We start from the raw sequence: 19,779 nt of genomic DNA, 5'->3' as shown, positions 1-19,779 counted from the left end.
TTAGTTAATTTAAATATGAACCGATAAATTTTGTATAGATATGAATAAGATATTGAATTTAATCTTAGTGCTGGCCATGGTTTCGGTGCTGTATGGTTGCAAAAAGGACAAGAAATTAGCTTCGGAAACTGAGGTGCCGGAAGAGGAGGTTGTTGACAATACGATTGAGCCGCTTACCAAGAAAATTATGGATAATACGACGGTGATTGGCACTTTTGTTTCGGACGCGACTACGGCTGTGATGGCTGGGATAAAACAAACTCAAATCAGGTTTAAAAGGAAAGATAATCTTCCTGTGAAGATTTTTATCCTGGAGGCGGATATGAATACGCCAAAATTGGAACTTCTGGGCTTGGCACCGTACAATGATTATATACCAGGCTTGCAGAGGCTTTCGGAGATGTGTAGGGATAATGAGGCGGTAGGTGGCTCTATTGTGGCGGCGATTAATGGAGATACTTATAATACGACGACTGGGTTGCCAACTAGTACTTTTTATATTAATAATAGAGTTTACGTGAGCACTTTGCCTGCCGGTAGAACTTTTATAGCTGCGCTAAACGATGGGACGATTGCGATTGGGGGGAAGGATACTAAGGGGATTGATCGGCCTGTTAATTTGGCCTTGATTAAGAATGCTGTGGGGGGTAGCCAATGGTTGGTTGATAATAATGTAAAGGCGACTTTAACCGATGTTACCATTTCGGCAAGGACTGCATTTGGCTATACTGCAGGTAAGGTGGTTTATGCCGTGATTGTAGATGGTTCGCAGGCCGAGTATTCAAATGGTTTAAGTTTGGCTGATGTGAGGGATATTATGGCTGCGCTTGGGGTAAAAGATGCAATTAATCTGGATGGGGCTTCTTCTTCTACGCTGGTTGTTAAAGACCAAGCGAGGGGCGCCTGGGTAGTTCAGAATAAGCCGCCTTTGGCTAAAAATATAGAAAGGATGATTGGTAATGGATTGGGATTTGTGATTAAAAATTAATCGTAGATGCTTTGGTGAATTCTGTTTGGAGGTATAAAAAAGAGGCGCTAGCCTCTTTTTTTGTATTTAGTCGATGTTTTAATGAAGAAGGGCTGCGGTTAGTGTCTGCGTCTTTGTGCGGGTTACTGCAACATCTTTTTTACAAATTGAGGAAAAATCTTTATTATTTGCGGGAAAAAGCTGAAATATATTATCCATATTTACTGGCGCTTAGATTTTTGCGGTAATTTGCGTGTTTACGTGCGTCGTTTAAATTCTAAACAAAAAGAACTTGAATTATTAACCAAATAAGCTTTATGAAAAGAAAAATACTCATGCTATTCTTGAGTACGTTTTTGTTGGTTGCTCATGCTATGGCACAGCAAATTACGGTTACAGGTAAGGTAACATCTGCTGATGATCAGTTGGGTGTTCCGGGAGCCTCGGTCAAGATTAAAGGTTCGTCATCTGCGGTTCAGACAAATCTAGATGGCGTTTACGCTATTAAAGTTGCGAAAGGTGAGGTGCTGGTGTTCTCTTACATCGGTTTCGCAACTCAAGAAAAAACAGTTGGTACTGCGGCTGTGATTAATGTTGTACTTGTCGCAGATTCAAAAGCACTGGGTGAGGTTGTGGTTACTGCGCTTGGTATTGAGCGTAACAAAAGGACGCTGACTTATTCAGTTCAGACTGTAAAAGGAGATGATTTACGAGATGCCAACCAATCGAATATTATTAACGGTCTGCAAGGGCAGATTGCCGGTGCGCAGATTACTTCATCTGGTGGTTCTCCGGGGCTTCCTTCTGAGATTATTTTGAGGGGTGTTTCGTCCTTGACAGGTGATAACCAGCCATTGATGATTGTGGATGGGATCCGTGTAAGTAATGCATCCTCGGATGGTACGCTGAATAGGTTGGCCGATTTTAATCCGGCTGATATTGAGAATATTTCGATATTAAAAGGTGCTGCTGCTGCCGCTTTATATGGTATTGATGCGGCTTCTGGCGCAATTATTATCACGACTAAAAAAGGAAAAGAAGGGAAGATGCAGTCTAATCTTTCTTATAAATCTTTTATAGAGACTGTAGGTCGTACTCCTGAACAGCAAAAGCAGTATACTTCAGGTACTGGAAGCGGTTTTGATGAGAGTTCGATCTCATCATGGGGAAGGAAATACAGAAGTGACGAGTTGATATACGACAATATAGATAGGTTCTTTAAAACAGGTGTAGTGCATGATCTGAATTTTAACACGACAGGTGGTGCTGAAAAGTTTAACTATTATATGTCTGGTAACTATCGCGATGGTTCGTCTATTATTCCTAATACGGAAACAGATAAATTTTCTGTATTGATTAAAGGATCTGCTAAACTGGCTAAAAATCTGGAGTTAAATGCCTCTGCCAATTATATCAGGAACAATATTAAAGAGGGAATTGTTGGTGGGTCTTCAGGAGGTTATGCGAACGGTATTTATATGTATCCGTTACGTTATGATATCAATAGATATCAGCACCCTAATGGAAACCCGTACTATGAATATTATGAAAATAGTGGTTCGGAAGAAACAGCAAGAATATCACCAATGTGGTCGGTAATGAAAAACCCGCGAAACACGGGGACACAGCGTATTGTAGTAAATGGTGAGCTGACTTATAAGGTTAACAATTGGATTAATTTATCCTATCGCTCTGGACAAGATTTTTACAATCAGGAGTTTTCAAATATTACTGTCCCAGGTACACCGGGGAGTTATATAAAGGATGGTCGTTTGTATCAAACCAAAGGAAACTATAAGTACCAAACAAATATTTTTAACAGTACTTTCGATAGAAATATCATTAAGGACTTAAGAGCTACTTTAATTTTAGGTGCAAGTTCAGAGTATTTTGAAGCAAGTACAAATTCTTTTACAGGGACAGGTTTTATTGTGCCTGATATCTATAGTGTAAATAATATTCCAGCGACTAACTTAATAACGGCCGAAGGTCTCAGGAAGAGGCAGCGATATGCTATATATGGTGATTTTAAGTTAGATTATAAGAATGTGCTGAGCTTTGGAATAACAGGTCGTAATGATTGGTCGTCTACGCTGCCGATAAAAGCCAGATCATTTTATTCGCCTTCATTCTCGGGTAGTTTTACTTTTTCTGAACTGTTTGAAAATAAAGACAGTTGGTTTGGTAAGTTGAGAGCTAGTTATGCTAAAGTTGGTAAGGATGCACCAATTTATGCTACTTATACAACCTTATCCCCATATTTTGGCATTGGTGGTGGCTATCAGAATAACCCAACTATTGGTGGTAATATAAATCTGGTTGCTGAGACAACCAGAGAAAAGGAATTTGGTGTAGAATTTAGGTTGTTTCAAAGCCGCTTAAACATAGAGGGCGCATATTATGACAAGGAAAGTCATGACCAGATCGTAACGGCGAGGGTTCCACTTCCAACTGGATTTGTGACCCAGACTTTTAATGCAGGTAAACTCAGGAACAGAGGTTTCGAATTATCTATAACTGGAATTCCGGTTAAAACTAAAGACTTTACCTGGTCTGCAACATTGAACACCTGGGTTAATAGATCTAAAATGTTGGAATTCCCTGGACTAATAGAAGTGTTCCCCTATACTTTTGGGCAGCCTTATACCGCGGCAATAGCTGCTTCGATGCTAAATAAGCCTGTATTGGGCTTGGTTGGAACTGATTATATGAAAAATTCTGATGGCTATACTGTTATTGGAAGCGATGGTTATCCTGTAATTAAGAGCGAAGGCGCGGCCGATTATATTGGTAACCGCGAGCCTAAAATTAACTTCGGATTTTTAAACAAGCTGAATTATAAAGAATTCTCACTGTCGTTCTTATGGGATTTCCGTTTCGGTGGAGATGTGTATAATGCAACTCGTTTAGGGATGACTGCAAGAGGTATTTCTAAGGAAGTAGGCGATTGGAGAGACCAGTCATTCACTTTTAATGGGGTGGTTTTACAGGGGGACGGTTCTTATGCTAAGAATACGAAACAGGTTCCGCTCAATTACACTTATTTCGTGAATAATTACGCTGCTGTAGGTACCAATTTTATAGAAACTGTTAACTGGGCAAGGGTTAGGTACATCACCTTCGGGTATACACTTCCAAAGAGATACACAGACCGGTTAAAATTGTCCAGGGTAAGTCTTGAGTTATCGGCGCAGAATCCTATTCTGATTACAAACTATTCAGGTGGAGATCCTGAAGTAAATAGTGCCGGACCAAATGCAGGTGGTGGTGGCGGTAGTACTATGGGTGTAGATTATGGTGCTATACCGTTATCAAGATCTTATTCAATAGGTATATCCGTTGGATTTTAATATTATCAGTTAAGATTATGAAAAAGATATTTAAATTAATACCAGTACTGCTTATTGTCATTTTGACTTCATGCAGTAAAAATCTGGACATCAATATAGATCCGAAGCTGCCGGTAACTACGGCGCCAAATTTAAGATTGCCTGCGATATTAGGTAATATGGCTTATCATTTGTATTCCCATGCCCGGTTTTCTTCTTATCATTCCTTTTATATAACCAGTCGAAATAACACAAATAAAATTGAAGCATTGTGGAATTATAATGATGTAACTCGTTTAGGTGCATGGCGTTGGCATTATTTTGACGTAGGTAGTAATTGTCTGGGTATGATTGAACGTACCGAGATGGATGGAACATATAATTACAGAGGTGTAGGTAAAATTATGCTGGCCTTTTCTTATTTAACAGCAACTGACTCTTTTGGTGATATGCCTTATAAAGAAGCTTATAAAGGTATTTATTACCCTAAATACGATACTCAAGAGGTTGTATATGCTGAAATAGTTAAGTTACTTAACGACGGGATTGCTGATTTGAATAAGACAAGTTCATTAGATCCTACTATGAATGGAACTGCTGATTTAATTTATCAGGGAGATTTGAATAAATGGAAAGCTTTTGCGGAAGCAGTGAGAGCCCGATTATTGTTACATACTGCAAATTTCGACAATGGTTATGATGCGGTTCTTTCTGCTGTAAATACATCTTTAAATGGGTTTTCGGATGCGATTTTTAAGTATCCGATTGCACCTACAAAAGATTGGGAGAAAAATATGTGGGGTCCTTCTATTCCAAATCCACAATGGAATTTTTCTGACATCACGAATATATTGAATAGTTCTGTTAGCACAGATTTGTTTATGAATTATATGACTGTTGGTGATGCAGGTTTAATCTATGATCCAAGATTATATAAATTAACTACGCCTGGTGTAAGGAATACCTACTATGGCGCAAAACTGTCTGAGGGCCTGATTGTGCCGAACTGGCCGATAACCACCCCGCCGAAGCCGCCGGTTATGGATGATTTTGCAAACTTGTACAATGGATTTTGGACTGCTGATAATTCGCCATCGCCCTATATTTTGAAGGAAGAATTGTATTTTATTAGAGCTGAAGCGTCATTTTATAAAGGAGATAAAGGGGCTGCTTTTGATGCTTACAAACAAGGGATAAAGTTGAATATGCAAAGATTGGGCATTGCAGAGGGTGAGATAACAGCTTATTTGGGGTCATCAAAAATAAAACAGGATGCTGCGGCTCTGGTGATCAGCGATATCATGGTGCAAAAGTATATTGCGCTGTATTTGCAGGCTGAAACTTGGGTAGACATGAGAAGATATGGCTACAGTGCCACTGCTTATCCAGGTATATATTACCCTGCTAAAGTATTAAGCGAATGGGGGGGCAGATGGATACAACGATTGCCTTATGATAATCAGACCGAATACATTTACAACCCCAGGGAGATGGCTAGACTTGGTGCTACAGCACGAAACTGGGTTTTTGCACCTGTTTGGTGGGCAGATAAATCTACACTTAAAAATTAGCCGCTATGAAAAGATATATAATGGTTTTGTTAACAGGATTATCGCTTTTAACGCTTTCCTGTAAGAAAAATATTCCAATGGAAGATCTTGGGATACCGGGAGGAAAATTTAACGCACAATTAAGTGTTGCTTTAAGCAATAAGACTCCAGTCTTAGGCGAAATAACCGTTGTAACAGCAACAACTTCGCAACGGAATGATAAAATTGCGAAAGTGGAGTTTTTACATACCCTGTCTGAACGTTTTGGTGTTCAGCTTTCCTTAGCTAATGTAACGATCAAGACATGGGACGGAACTAGTCCGCTAATGGTGGTAAGAGACACAATGGTTAAAGATGTGCTTTGGAAAACAGTTAGCGCTACGGATAAATCATTAGACAATTATTTCGTAACATCTGCTAATAATTATGTTATTCCAGAGCCGTATTCACTTTTTGTTCGGATAGATGGTAAATATGAATTCAGTGGAGCTGGTTTGTTGCGCCAGCTTCCTGATGAAGCCTTTGAGATTATTAAAAGCCAGTTGACTTTTGTAATAGGAGTTGCGGACTATGTTAAGCTATTTCCGGCTGCCCCGGATGCTAATTTTGTGATTATAGGTGGTGTGAAAACAAGTGTTTCGGACGTTGGGAAAATTTATCTGAGACAGAACCTTACACGCGAGTTGTTGATTAGTAATGGTTTAAAGGAAATAAAAAAAATGGGTGCAATCACTGCTACGGTAACCGTTACAGTAACTACTGTTGATGGGGCCCAGACTGGTGTAAGTAATAGCTTTGAATCTACTTATTAAGTTTAGTTATGAAAAAATATAGCTTTTTATATATCATGTCTTTCCTCCTGTTATTTGCAGGGTGCAAGGAAGATGAAGTGGGCAGAATTGCACCAGAAGGTGATTTTGCGGTAAACTTTACAGTACCTGAAGGTGTCATTACCGCACCTGCAAAGGTACTTTTAACTAATCGGTCTAAGTACTCTGAAAAGTATCTTTGGAAGTTCCCTAATGGGCTTGCGTTGACTAAGGCTGGTTTAACAGAGAGAAGGACAAGTGAAAGCCTGGTGCCGGATACGATTTTTTATAGTTTGCCGGGTGAATATAAGGTTACGTTACTTGCATGGCAAGGAGGTAAACTCGATTCTGTTACAAAAATACTGAACGTGGTAAAAATGCAGCCACAGATTGTGGTTCCTACTGGTATTGGTGTGATGAGGGATGTGCAATTCAGTGCGAAATTGTTCCAGTACCCTGGGCAAGCAGTAACTTATGCATGGGATTTTGGGGAAGCAGGATTAACTTCTTCAGAAGCGAGTCCTAAAGTGACTTTTACCCAAGAGGGTATTCATACAGTTAAACTGACGATTAATGATGGTACAGAAACCTTAACTACAACTGTGGAGGTAATGGTGATGGGAGAGTTAGTAAAGTCACTTTATTTTACGGACGCGATAACTAAGAAAATCTATAGGTATCCATTTAAACAATTGCAAACTCCAGTTATTACACCGCTATCTACTATATTGGGATTGCACCCGTTAGCGATGACGGTGTATAACAGTAGAATTTACATTTCGGAGACGGGAGTAGGTCTGAAATTTAGCTCTGGAGAGGCGGCAAAAGCAGATGGGAAAATTTATTCTGTTGATCTGATGGGCGCTAATCCGATTACGGTAACGGCTCCTGTTGATGTTAGTGCTAGCGGCTATCAGGTGGATCCATGGGTCCATACGATTGATGCAAGTGGTAACGTCTGGTGGACAACCCGTAACAATTCAGTAAGAGTAACTTCTGCTGCGGGGGTAGAAGCTGTGTATCCAGGGACGAGAATTCAGTTGACTGCAGCCAATGCTGGAGTGTCAAGTGTAGCTACTTATTTTGACGGGGGTGTTCAGGTTGTAAACGATGAGGTATGGATTTCTAAGACGGGTACTACCGGAAGGGGGATCTGGAAATTTACAACTGCAGGAGCGTTTAAGAGCAAGCTTTCGACTACGTTGGATAATTATGCGATTAGAAACTTTGTTGTGGACAAGGTGAATAATAAGATCTATTTCGTAGTGAGTGTTCCATATACAGGAACTCCTGCTATTGGTCAAGGTTTATATAAGTGCAATATTGATGGGACTAACATTCAGTTGATTGATGCCTTGCCAACAGTGGCAACTGGTGCAGGCTTCTCTAATGAAGGTGGCGACAATGAGTTTGTGTATATCACTGGTTTGACATTAGATACGGATCCTGATGATAAAACTTCAGGCTACCTTTATTATGGGTACAGGGATAATATGGACATTAATGGTAATGGTCCTACCATAAGTGGAAATGGAAGCCGTTCTGGTATTAAAAGATATCCATTGGATGGAAGCACCGCGCCACTGTTGTTCATAAAAGGATATGTTCCTTATGGAATTGCTATTGACAATACCAGGAGGTAGTTATTTAAATAAAACCAAGATCTCATGAAAAAAATTATATATGCGTCGCTTATTCTTTTTACAGGGCTACAGTCTTGTAAAAAGGATGTGAATTGGGTGACAGAAGATTATACGAGTGGTACTCATGAAGTGCCATCAGGGCCATATGTGGCAGATAATAGCTTCAAGATTGTGGCTTATTATGCGGAAGCTAATGAGCTGGATTCGATTGCAGTTGAAAAATATAAAATGATTACGCACTTGCACTATGCTTTTGCTTATCCAAATGCTGATGGGACAATAAAAGCCATCGCTAAGCCTGCTAACCTTGCAAAGGTGATGCAGAGAGCAAAGGAAAACGGCGTTAAAAGGGCAATTTCATTTTCGGGAACGGAAACTATTTATTCGGCTGTAGCTGCTGATCCAGTATTGCGTTCGAAATTGGTTCGAAATATTATTGACCTGGCACTAAAATACGATTTGGATGGAATTGATATTGACTGGGAATATCCTAGATCTAATTTGTCCAATGACATCACGTATGAAGCTTTTATGAAAGAGTTGTCGGCTGGCTTGCATACATACCATAAATATTTGAGTGCAGCAGCTACAGCTGGAGTATATGCCGGTGGGGTTAGAGATGGCATAAATAAGGCGGCTATTGATGCTACTGATTTTATTAATTTAATGGCTTATGATGGTGCGAACTGGGCTGGAGATCCTAATCACTCGTCATATAAATTAGCTGAGGATGTGTTGAATGTTTGGTTAAATCAAAAAGGGCTGCCTAAAGAGAAGGCTGTTCTAGGATTTCCGGCATATGGTAAGGATACAGGGAGTCCCGCTAAGTCCATGACATATAGAAATTTATTGTTGCGAGGGGCAAGTCCCGAACAGAACTCTTATACCGTGGAGGGTGTTTTATATTATTATAACGGCGTTCCATTGGTAAAAAGTAAAGCAACTCTTGCTAAAACAAGTGCTAATGGAATGATGGTGTGGGAGTTTTATCAGGATGCTAATGGCGCTAATTCGCTACTTAAGGCTGTAAATGATGCATTAGGTAGGGCGTATTAGAAAATAAAATGCAATTAATTAAAACATCTTGGGCAACTAAGGTGTTTTTTTATTTTATGATATTCCTTTTTTGCGGTATTCCTGGGGCGAAGAGTCGTTTTTTCTATTGATGTGAGGCTGGGTTGGAATACGCTGTCCGTGCATCTTGTTTTATTGAATTCGGTTTTCGTGTATGATTTTGTCTGAACTACAGAATATAATTACTAACTAAAATTGATCTATATGAGAAAAAAACTACTCATGTTATTTCTGGGGATAATCTTGCTAAATATGCAAGTTGTCGCACAACAAATAACAGTAACTGGTAAAGTGACATCATCAGATGATGGCTTGCCATTACCGGGAGTCTCGGTGAAAATTAAGGGAAAAGTAGGAGGTGTAATAACGGATGCATCGGGAAATTATTCCATTAAGGCGCAAAATGATGAGGTTTTGCTTTTTAGCTACATTGGTTATTTGTCACAGGAAAAGCCAATTGGGGCTGCAAAAGTCATTAACGTAGTGCTTAGTGTGGATTCTAAAGCGCTAAGTGAAGTTGTGGTAACTGCATTTAATATCGCCCAGGATAGAAAGTCGATCAACTATGCTTTTCAAAATGTTGCATCCAAAGATATAGAAGAGTCGAGGCAGCAGAATATTGTAAATGCCTTGCAGGGTAAGATTGCAGGAGCGGTTATCACCAGTTCTGGTGGTGGACCAGGTGAAGGTGCTAACATCGTATTAAGGGGGGCTACTTCTCTCGATGGGGATAATCAGCCCCTTTTTGTTGTCGATGGGGTGGCCTTAGATAATAGCTCTTTCGCCGAGTCACTAGCTCCCGGAGCGGGGAGTGGGTTTAATGGTATTTTAGGGCGGAGTGTGGGAACTCCCAATAGAGCATCTGATATCAATCCGGAGGACATTGAGAGTGTGACAGTTTTGAAAGGGCCTGCGGCGGCAGCACTATATGGGGTAAAGGCTGGAAACGGAGCAATTATTATTACCACAAAGAAAGGGAAAACCGGTTCTACCAGTATTGTTTATAACAATGTGTTTTCCTGGGATAATGTTTTGAGGTTACCTGAAACGCAGTCTATTTATAAGCAAGGAACGGGTGGTGTTTTTGATCCAACCAGTAGAGATTCTTACGGTTCTCCATTTTTGCCTGGCGAAACGATGTATGATAATCTCGGGGACTTCTTTATTACAGGGAAATCACAAACACATAATGTAAGCGTGTCTGGTGGTTCAGAAAAGTATACATTCAGGCTTTCTGTATCTAATGCAAATCAAAATGGGGTGGTGCCGGAAACAGAATATGGAAAGACCTCTGCCAGGCTGGCTGGGACGGCAAAAGTGAGTGATAAGATTTTTATAACGGGCTCCGCAAATTATATTCGTACTACTGGAAAACGGCCTTTGCAGGGGCCTGGTTTATTTGGTGGTACAGGCGGCTTTTTGGTGAGTATTTTTAACTGGCCAAAAAATGATAACATGAAAAATTATCTGAATCCTGACGGGACAAGGAGGAGGTTGATTGCCAGTGCAACGGGTGATACAGATAATCCTTATTTTACAATTGATAAAAACCCTCAGTCAGATTCTAATGATCGGTTTTTGGGAAATGTTGGTGTGGAGTATAAACCATTGAAATGGTTGTCGTTTAATTATACTTTTGGAACTGACTTATATACAGAAAGAAATCGTAGTGTTAGGGCTGTTGGAACTTCGCTTCCGAATAACCTGAATGGTGGTGTTGGAGAAACGGTGAATTCCTTTCAAAGTCTGACTTCGAACTTTTTGGTGACTGCAGAAAAATCTTTTGGGGATTTTAATACCTCAATAATATTGGGTAATGCTATCGATCAGGCTAAGTTTAATACGATTGATGTGCTTGGACTGATTTTTCAGAATCCTGATTTTATAAGTATTAACAATACGGTTAATAGAAGTATGATTCAACGAAATTCAGTAAAAAGAATTATCGGGGTATTTGCAAGTGCCAGCGTGGACTACAAAAAGACGGTTTTTTTGAATGTTACCGGACGGAATGACTGGACATCTACTTTGCCGGTGAAAAACCGTTCTTTCTTTTATCCATCGATTAGTTTGGGATATGAGTTTACAAAAACTTTACAGCTGGAAGATGACCATTGGCTGAATTATGGAAAGATTAGAGTTTCGTATGCTGATGTTGGAAAGGATACCGCTCCCTATAGAATTGAATCGCCATTACAGTCCAATACTTTTATTGGGGGAGGATTTAGAAATGGTTTCTTTGGTAATAATCCGGAGCTGAAACCTGAAAATCGAAGATCTTATGAAATTGGGTTGGATTTACAGTTTCTCAAACAAAGGCTGCGATTGGATGCAACCCTTTATCGTGATCGTACTATTAATCAAATTATTGCGCCAAGGGTTAGCCAGGCAACAGGGTACATTCTTCAATACATCAATGGTGGCTCTGTCCAGAATAAAGGTATTGAGTTGATGCTTTCTGGTACGCCAGTTAAAAATGCGAACTTCAGCTGGGACGTAAATTTTAATTTCGCCAGAAATATAAATGAAGTGCTTTTCTTGCCCTTCCCTTTGACTATTCTTAGGAACTCTGATGCTTCAATTATTAATGTTGCCGAGGGGGCTTCTTATCCTGGAAAATCAGTTTCTTCTATCAGTGCTACGGATTATATCAGGGACCCAGAAGGCAGAATAATAATTGATGCAAATGGTTACCCAACATTCAATACGCTGTTTTCTTATGCCGGCGATCGTGCTCCAAAATACACATTGGGCTTGAACAATACTTTCAGGTATAAAGAGTTGGAATTGAGTTTTCTCCTTGATATAAGAAAAGGTGGTGATGTGATTAATGGTAATGAATGGGAGTTGGTTCGGAGCGGCTTGAGTAAGCAGACCGAAAATAGAGGTAACCCGGTCGTTTTTGATGGTGTAGTAAAGAATCCGGATGGAAGTTTCAGCAAAAATACTAAGCAGGTCGAGTTAACTCAAGGTTATCTTGAAAACAATTTGGCGGCCGTTGGAACAGCTTTTATTGAAGATGGTTCGTGGATTCGTTTAAGAACGGTGACTTTGAGCTATACGGTTAAGAAAAAGTATTTGCCAAAAGTGTTTTCGACTGCAAATGTTTTTGTGACTGGTCGTAACCTGATGTTATTGACCCATTATTCGGGGATAGATCCTGAAGTTGGTGTGGCTGGCGCTGGTGTTCGTGGCGGTGGTTCTGCTGGTCTAGATTATGGTGGGGTACCAAGCCGAAGGGGATTTGATTTGGGTTTAAAGGTTGGATTTTAACTAATCGATTATGAAAAAGTTTATAATATTTATAGTTGGAGTGGTTTCGCTAACCGCAATAACATCTTGTAAGAAGTTTCTGGACGTGAATACGGATCCGAATAACCCGACTTCTACAACACCGAATTTTTTGCTGCCAAGTATTATTGCAAACGGATTGGCAATGCAGGGCTTCGAGGCTTATCAGTTCACAGGAATCCTTACTCAGAATATTGGAAGAAGAGGGGCGGCAAATAGTGGGGTTGATCAGTATTTTATCGCTCCTAATGTAAGGCCATTTCAGGACACGTACCAGATCGTGGGGACGAATATTCCCCCTATGATCTCGATTGCTGAGAAGGAGGGTTCGCCTTATTACGTAGGAGCAGGAAAGATCATGTTTGCTTTAATTTTAGCTCATGCTACAGATTTAATAGGGGATATTCCTTATACGGAAGCATTTCAACCGGCCTTAACCATAGCGCCAAAATACGACCCTCAGGAGCAGATTTATGCTACAGTGAACAAGCTTCTGGATGAAGGGATCGTAGAGATGCAAAAACCGGCAAGCAGTAATTTCAGACCGTTTTATACTACTGTTCCTAGTATTAGTGGTGATATCTTGTATAAAGGTGTTCCCGCGTTGTGGATTAAATTAGCTTATTCACTAAAAGCAAGACAGGCGAATCATTTAATTAAGAAAGCTAATTATGACGCGAACACTGTATTGTCTTATATTGATAAGGGGCTTATTTCTAATGATGAAGATGCACAGTTGCAATATCAAACGGTGACAAGTACGGTTTTGAATTCGACGAATGTTTGGGGGGCTACACGTAATAATATGTCATTGCTAACGTACGGGCGTTACTTTATCGAAATGTTGAATGGAAAAAACCTGTTAGGAGATGAATCCTTGCCTGATGATCCCCGATTGGCGGTTATGGCTGCTGTAGGAAGCACAGGCACTCAACCGGCGGCGAATAATGCTCAAGCATTACCTGCAGGGGTAGTGTCTGATTTTTATGCAAGTTGGTATGCTGCCGAGATCTTTAGTAGTACAACCAATGCGGGTGTTTTGCAGGTGTTAACAAATGCTGAAATGCGCTTTGTTGAGGCTGAAGCTGCATTCAGAGCGGGATTGTTGCCTCGCGCATATACCGCTTATATTGCAGGAATTAACGCGCATATGGATAAACTTAAAATCCCATCAGGAGGGGCGCGGGCATTGTATATGGCTTCGGCTGCTGTGGCACAAACGCAGGGGGCTTTGACATTAAAAAATATCATGGAGCAAAAATATATTGCTTTGTTTATGAATCCTGAGGCTTGGGCTGATATGCGTAAACTAGATTATGACCCAGCAATATATACTGGGTTTTATTATCCTGTTAATGCAAATCCGAATGCAAAAGGGCTATATCCTCGAAGGACTTTATATCCTTTAACTGAGATTCAACTAAATCCTTTGGAGGTGGACAAGCAAGGTGGAAATGCGCAGGATTATTTTCTTAAACCATTATGGTGGAATCAACCATAATTAATGTATTCAGATATGAAAAAGCTAACTATATTATATTTGTCATTTGCCATATTAGGCGTATTGAGTGCTTGTGATCGTACAGAGGAGCCGATTTATGAGAAGCTATCTGATGAGCATTATCCCGTTATTGTCCAAAATACAAATTTTTTTACACCAGCTGTTCCTTCGGCGGGCTATGTAAAGGGAACTGCCGTAAAGATAGAATTTGATTATTTTGTAAGAGAGCCAATCAACGAAATTCAGTTTTGGGAGAAAATCGGGACGGCGGACTCTGTGGCCCTTTTTAAGGGACCCGCTGTACCAGCATTCTCAAAGATTAAAAACTGCGACACTTTGATTTATAACTATATAGTCCCCTCAGCTCCGGCTAGCGGAACTACCATCGCGATTCGTGGTCGTGTGGTTAATAAAAATGGGTTGACAAAGGATCGGGTCTTGACTTATAGAATTAGGTAGGTCGCATTAAGTTTATTTTTGAAAAGATCTTGGGGAGCCAGGATCTTTTTTTATTTTACAATGCCTCTCTCTGGATATTTCGGAGAGTGATTAGTTGTTTTAAAATAGAAGATGATAAAGAAGGATGTCATAAAGCTGATGTTTTTGATTTTACTATGTAGCACTGTAACCCTTAAATTAAGGGCCCAGTTCACTTTTAGAATCTTTGACAAGCCAATTATATTTGATGCAGAAAGGAAACGGCTTTCATTGGAGTACCTGGAGAAGCGACATGGCTTGAAGCAAGAACAGCCGACCATTAAGCCGATTATGATCGTGCTACATTGGACTGTCATTCCTACGGTAGAGCAAACATTTGATGTGTTTAACAAATCAAGATTGCCTGGCGCTCGTAAAGAGATCGCTAAAGTAAGTTCGCTCAATGTGTCTTCGCAATTTGTGATTGATAGAGATGGAACTGTCTTTAGGTTGTTGCCGGATACCGTTTTTGCACGGCACGTGATTGGCCTTAATTATTGCGCGATTGGCGTGGAGAATATTGGGAGCGATAAAAATCCTTTGACTGCTGCTCAGCTTATTGCCAATGAAGAGCTGATTAGGTACCTGAAACGTAAGTATCCAATCCAGTATGTTATCGGTCACTATGAGTATACGCGATTTAAGGGGACTCATTTGTGGAAGGAGTCTGACCCTACTTACAATACTGAAAAAACAGATCCTGGAGTTGACTTTATGAAAAGGATCAGGGAACGGATCAAAGATTTGAATATAAAAGGTGCTCCCGTTTATAAATAAGGGTTATTGTATTACAATTATTTATATTTTTGCAGTATGGCGAATTTTACATTGACTCCTGAAACCTGGAAAAAGGTTAAAATTAAATTTCTAAGAAAATACCGTGACCTGGCTCAGGTTGATATTTCCTTTGTTCCTGGACAGGAAGATCAACTGGTAAGTCAATTGATGGAGTTGGTAAAAAGAGACAGGACTTATGTTGAGTTTACCATTCAGAAAGCACTAGCCGATCCAGAAGGTAACAGACTTTAATTCCATTAGGGGCTATTGAAATACAAGGCTTTTTTGTAAATTTACCATCAACGGATTGATCAATCCATTCTTTATATGATGAAAATATATAAAATTGCTGCGGCCGCTATCCTTATTTCTTTTGCTTCCTTAACCTGGTCTTTCAAAGAAGACCTTTTTCAGGTATCTAAGAACCTGGATATTTTTGCATCGCTTTATAAAGAGATCAATATCAACTATGTTGAGGAAACCAATCCTTCTAGCTTAATGCGAACCAGCATTGATGCCATGCTGGATAATCTGGATCCTTATACGGAATATGTACCCGAGTCGGAAGTTGAAGATTATAAGCTGAAATATGTAAGTACACAATACGGAGGCATAGGGGCAAGCACCATTTTTATTGAAGGCAAGCTATTTGTAAATGAGGTGAACGAAGGTTATCCTGCGGATAAGCAGGGGATAAAACCGGGAGACCAACTTGTGAAAATCAATGGCAATGAGGTGAGGGGGAAAGAGCGTGCCCAAGTGAGCCAGTTGCTGCGTGGGCCTAAAGGTTCCCCTGTAGAACTATTGATCATTAGGGAGGGAGCCTTGTTGACCAAGACATTGGTCCGTGATGAAATTAAACAGCCGAATGTGTCTTATTCTGGCATGACAGCCGATAACATTGCTTATATCCGTTTAGATAAATTTCTTGAAAACTCTGCACAGGAGGTAAAAGATGCTGCAACTACTTTAGGTAAACAGCAACCTAAGGGGATGATTCTTGATTTACGCTACAATGGCGGCGGAATATTACAGGAAGCCGTTAAAATCGTGAATATCTTTGTAGATAAAGATATCTTGATCGTTACCCAAAAAGGAAGAAATCCTCAAAAGACGATTAGCTATAAAACACTAAGTCAACCATTATTTCCTCAAATTCCTTTAGTTGTACTGATTGGTGGATCATCAGCCTCCGCATCAGAAATTGTTGCTGGAGCGCTACAGGATCTCGATAGAGCGATTATTGTTGGTCAGCGGAGCTACGGCAAGGGGTTAGTACAACAGACCTTTAATTTGCCTTATAATAGCCTTGTAAAGGTTACGGTGGCCAAGTATTTCACGCCATCGGGTAGGTGCATACAGGCGCTTGATTATGCGCACAAAGATGCGAACGGGAAAACGTTGAAGTTTGCGGATTCGCTGATGAGGAAGTTCAATACCAAGGCAGGTCGTAATGTGTATGATGGGAATGGGATTTATCCAGATGTGTTGGTCAATACGCCTAAGTTTAATCCGATCACCATTTCGCTAGTCAATAAATATCTGTTTTTCGATTACGCCAATAATTTTAAAAAGAACAATAAGGTGATCGCTCCTGCGGCTTCTTTTCAGTTGACGGATAATGATTATACCGCGTTTGTAAATTCACTGGCCGGTAAGGATTACTCTTATGTATCGCGTACAGAAAGACTGCTTGCTGATTTGAGAACGGAGGCCGAGAAGGAGAACAAGCTTACTGCGGTAAAGACTGATCTTGATGATTTGAAAAGCAAGATGCTAGGGGCTAAGAAAACGGAGCTTACGATTTATAAGGCCGAAATAAAAAGAGTACTGGAAACGCAAATCGTTAGCCGTTATTATTACGATAAAGGGAAAGTAACACAGGGATTTCAGTATGATAAAGAGCTTAATGCAGCAAAAAGCCTTTTAAATGACAACGGTAAGATGCTGGCCATATTAAAAGGCGAAGGGGAGTATAAAACAATCGGCAGCCCTGTAAAAACAATCGCTGCCGCTGTAGAAGATAATAATCAATAAATATTTTTTATTCTGCGTGGTGTAATTTAACCACCAAGCCGTCCATTGCAGGGTTTAATTGCAGTTGGCAGGCTAATCTTGAATTTGGTAATACATCAGGTAAGGTGTCGAGCATTGCATACTCGTCATCTGTCATTTCGTTTAATTTATCTTCGCCTTCCAAAACATCCACACAGCAGGTCGCACAAAGTGCCATCCCACCACAGGTAGCCAGGATATCGTATTCGCAAGCTTTTAGGTATTCCATTAAACTTAAGCCCATATCTACAGGGGCTTCCAGGGTAGTTCTGCTACCATCCGGGTTTTGTACGTGTAGGGTAATGTTATTTTCTTCCATGCTTAAAATTCTGATACGCCGTTTACAGTGGTGTATTTCATGGTGTATTTAACTCCAGGGTTCATGTATTGGTATGCGCTATGACTCATTAAAGCAGCTTCGTGGAATCCACATAGAATAAGTTTAAGCTTGTTGGTGTAAGTATTGATGTCGCCAATTGCATAAATTCCTGGGATATTGGTAGAATAGTCGTCTGTGTTTACTTCAATAGCACTTTTGCTGATGTTTAGGTTCCACTGCTCTATTGGTCCTAATTTAGGACTTAAACCAAATAATGGGATCAAGTGATCTGCATTGATGCTTGTAGTTTCTAGGCTCTTATTATGGATCAATTCAACAGTTTCTAGTTTTCCGTTTCCGCTTACAGAATTTAGGTTGCTATTTAATACCAGGTTGATTTTTCCACTTTCTGCCAATTCCATTACTTTGTTTACCGAATCTGGAGCACCACGGAAGCTTTCGCTACGGTGAACTAGAGTTAACTCGTCAACGATGTCCGCTAAAAAGATGGTCCAATCTAATGCTGAGTCACCGCCACCCGCAATCACCATTTTTTGTCCACGATATTTTTCAGGATCCAGGATCATGTAATTTACACCTCTACCGTTTTCGAATTGTTCTAATCCCGCTACAGCCGGTTTACGAGGCTCGAAACAGCCTAATCCGCCAGCAATAACAACAACTTTAGATTCTATGATGGTACCCATGTTGGTTGTCAGTACAAAGTCGCCTTCACCACGTTTTTCTAAGCCTTCGATACGCTCACCAAGGGTAAAGCCTGGGTGGAAAGGTTTGCCCTGTTCCATCAGGTTGTCGACTAATTCCTGAGCCAATACAGTTGGATAGCCGGGAATGTCATATATAGGTTTTTTAGGATATATTTCGGAAAGCTGTCCACCAACTTGTGGTAGATAGTCTATTAAATGACAACGCATTTTTAGTAAACCTGCTTCAAAAATCGCGAATAAACCTACAGGTCCGGCGCCAATGATGGCTATATCAGTAGAAATCATAGTTTAAATTTTGTGCGAATTTACGAACTTTTGTTTTAATAACGATGTTATTTGTAAATAATCTAGATAATCGGTAGAATATGTGAAAGGCGGCTGAGCGGATATTTTATTTATCTTTGTTTACATTAATGAAAAAGAACATATATTTTGCTTCTGACTTCCACCTGGGCGCTCCTAATCATGCGGAGAGCAGGAAGCGGGAAGATCGCATTTTAAGGTGGTTAAGTTCCATAACGCCAACATGTAGCGAATTGTTTTTAATGGGCGACATATTCGATTTTTGGTTTGAATATAGCACCGTTGTACCTAAAGGATTTGTGCGGTTACAAGGTAAATTGGCCGAGATGACCGATGCTGGTATCAAGGTGTATTTTTTTAAAGGTAACCATGATATGTGGGTTAATACCTATTTCAGCGAGGAAATGGGAATAGAGATCGTAAGCGACGAATTGATCATTGAAAGGGAGGGTAAGCGCTTCTTTTTACATCATGGTGACGGTTTGGGACCGGGGGACAGGAAATATAAGTTCTTAAGAAAGATATTTAGAAATCCGGTTTGCCAGTGGTTATTTGGCTTGGTCCCACCGCGAATTGGTTTGGGAATAGCAAATTGGTGGTCGGGAAGTAGCAGGCTTGCCAATAGCAAAGAAGAGGTTTTTAGTGATGTTGAGCATGAATGGCTGGCTGTATATGCTAAAGAAATGTTGTTAAAGGTGCACTTTGATTACTTTGTTTTTGGACATAGGCATCTCCCCTTAGACATTAACCTAAATGATAAAAGTAAGTATGTAAATCTTGGGGAGTGGATTAATTTCAATTCCTATGCGGTATTTGATGGCAATGATTTAAGCCTTAAGTACTTCGAAAAAGTATAGCACTGTTCGTGTTTACAATTGGACATGTGCAAATTTTTAGTACGGTTAAGTAAAAAAGCCGTATTTTTGCTGCCCGAATAAAAAACTGTTGCTTGGGGA

The 19,779-nt window shown here is 40.1% G+C and carries 15 protein-coding genes; 13 read left to right on the top strand and 2 right to left on the bottom strand.

Features of this window, described 5'->3' with window-relative positions:
* Positions 1-40 precede the first annotated feature (40 nt).
* The 12 genes from FBD94_RS23905 (at position 41) to FBD94_RS23850 (ending at position 17,455) form a co-directional block, all read left to right on the top strand.
* On the top strand, positions 41-988 hold the full coding sequence (locus FBD94_RS23905; protein ID WP_136882086.1) for a phosphodiester glycosidase family protein: 948 nt from the start codon (positions 41-43) through the stop codon (positions 986-988).
* 296 nt (positions 989-1,284) lie between these two features.
* Positions 1,285-4,317 carry a SusC/RagA family TonB-linked outer membrane protein gene (locus tag FBD94_RS23900; RefSeq protein ID WP_136882085.1) on the top strand — a complete coding sequence of 1,011 codons (3,033 nt, stop codon included), beginning with the start codon at positions 1,285-1,287 and terminating at the stop codon, positions 4,315-4,317.
* Between the two features lie 17 nt (positions 4,318-4,334).
* Positions 4,335-5,867, top strand: coding sequence for a SusD/RagB family nutrient-binding outer membrane lipoprotein (locus tag FBD94_RS23895; protein WP_136882084.1), 1,533 nt, complete (start codon positions 4,335-4,337; stop codon positions 5,865-5,867).
* A gap of 5 nt (positions 5,868-5,872) precedes the next feature.
* Entirely contained in the window at positions 5,873-6,658 is a 786-nt protein-coding gene (locus FBD94_RS23890) for a hypothetical protein (RefSeq protein ID WP_136882083.1), read from the top strand.
* Positions 6,659-6,666: 8 nt separating this feature from the next.
* Entirely contained in the window at positions 6,667-8,298 is a 1,632-nt protein-coding gene (locus FBD94_RS23885) for a PKD domain-containing protein (RefSeq protein WP_136882082.1), read from the top strand.
* 24 nt (positions 8,299-8,322) lie between these two features.
* Positions 8,323-9,354, top strand: a complete 1,032-nt coding sequence (locus FBD94_RS23880) for a glycosyl hydrolase family 18 protein (RefSeq protein ID WP_136882081.1) — start codon at positions 8,323-8,325, stop codon at positions 9,352-9,354.
* 222 nt (positions 9,355-9,576) lie between these two features.
* Complete coding sequence (locus tag FBD94_RS23875) at positions 9,577-12,645, top strand: SusC/RagA family TonB-linked outer membrane protein (protein WP_136882080.1); 3,069 nt, start codon at positions 9,577-9,579, stop codon at positions 12,643-12,645.
* A 10-nt stretch (positions 12,646-12,655) separates the two neighbouring features.
* The gene (locus tag FBD94_RS23870) at positions 12,656-14,164 is read left to right on the top strand and encodes a SusD/RagB family nutrient-binding outer membrane lipoprotein (protein ID WP_136882079.1); all 1,509 of its coding nucleotides are present in this window, start codon (positions 12,656-12,658) and stop codon (positions 14,162-14,164) included.
* A 15-nt stretch (positions 14,165-14,179) separates the two neighbouring features.
* Positions 14,180-14,623: a hypothetical protein gene (locus FBD94_RS23865; protein WP_136882078.1), complete on the top strand. Its 444-nt coding sequence runs from the start codon at positions 14,180-14,182 to the stop codon at positions 14,621-14,623.
* A gap of 111 nt (positions 14,624-14,734) precedes the next feature.
* Complete coding sequence (locus FBD94_RS23860) at positions 14,735-15,418, top strand: N-acetylmuramoyl-L-alanine amidase (protein ID WP_136882077.1); 684 nt, start codon at positions 14,735-14,737, stop codon at positions 15,416-15,418.
* A 36-nt stretch (positions 15,419-15,454) separates the two neighbouring features.
* The gene (locus tag FBD94_RS23855) at positions 15,455-15,670 is read left to right on the top strand and encodes a hypothetical protein (RefSeq protein WP_131612823.1); all 216 of its coding nucleotides are present in this window, start codon (positions 15,455-15,457) and stop codon (positions 15,668-15,670) included.
* Between the two features lie 75 nt (positions 15,671-15,745).
* Complete coding sequence (locus FBD94_RS23850; protein WP_235884641.1) at positions 15,746-17,455, top strand: S41 family peptidase; 1,710 nt, start codon at positions 15,746-15,748, stop codon at positions 17,453-17,455.
* Between the two features lie 7 nt (positions 17,456-17,462).
* On the opposite strand, the gene FBD94_RS23845 is transcribed toward FBD94_RS23850, so the two are convergent.
* Both FBD94_RS23845 and FBD94_RS23840 read right to left on the bottom strand, forming a co-directional pair.
* Entirely contained in the window at positions 17,463-17,792 is a 330-nt protein-coding gene (locus FBD94_RS23845; protein WP_090785774.1) for a 2Fe-2S iron-sulfur cluster-binding protein, read from the bottom strand.
* A 2-nt stretch (positions 17,793-17,794) separates the two neighbouring features.
* Positions 17,795-18,805 carry an NAD(P)/FAD-dependent oxidoreductase gene (locus FBD94_RS23840; protein ID WP_131612821.1) on the bottom strand — a complete coding sequence of 337 codons (1,011 nt, stop codon included), beginning with the start codon at positions 18,803-18,805 and terminating at the stop codon, positions 17,795-17,797.
* A 128-nt stretch (positions 18,806-18,933) separates the two neighbouring features.
* Here FBD94_RS23840 and FBD94_RS23835 point away from each other — a divergent pair, with 128 nt between their 5' ends.
* On the top strand, positions 18,934-19,680 hold the full coding sequence (locus FBD94_RS23835) for a UDP-2,3-diacylglucosamine diphosphatase (protein WP_136882076.1): 747 nt from the start codon (positions 18,934-18,936) through the stop codon (positions 19,678-19,680).
* The last annotated feature ends 99 nt before the right edge of the window (positions 19,681-19,779 follow it).

The organism is Pedobacter hiemivivus (assembly GCF_005144565.1).
GTDB lineage: Bacteria > Bacteroidota > Bacteroidia > Sphingobacteriales > Sphingobacteriaceae > Pedobacter > Pedobacter hiemivivus.
The sequence above is the reverse complement of the archived record's forward strand: the minus strand, read 5'-3'. Positions and strand labels throughout refer to the sequence as shown.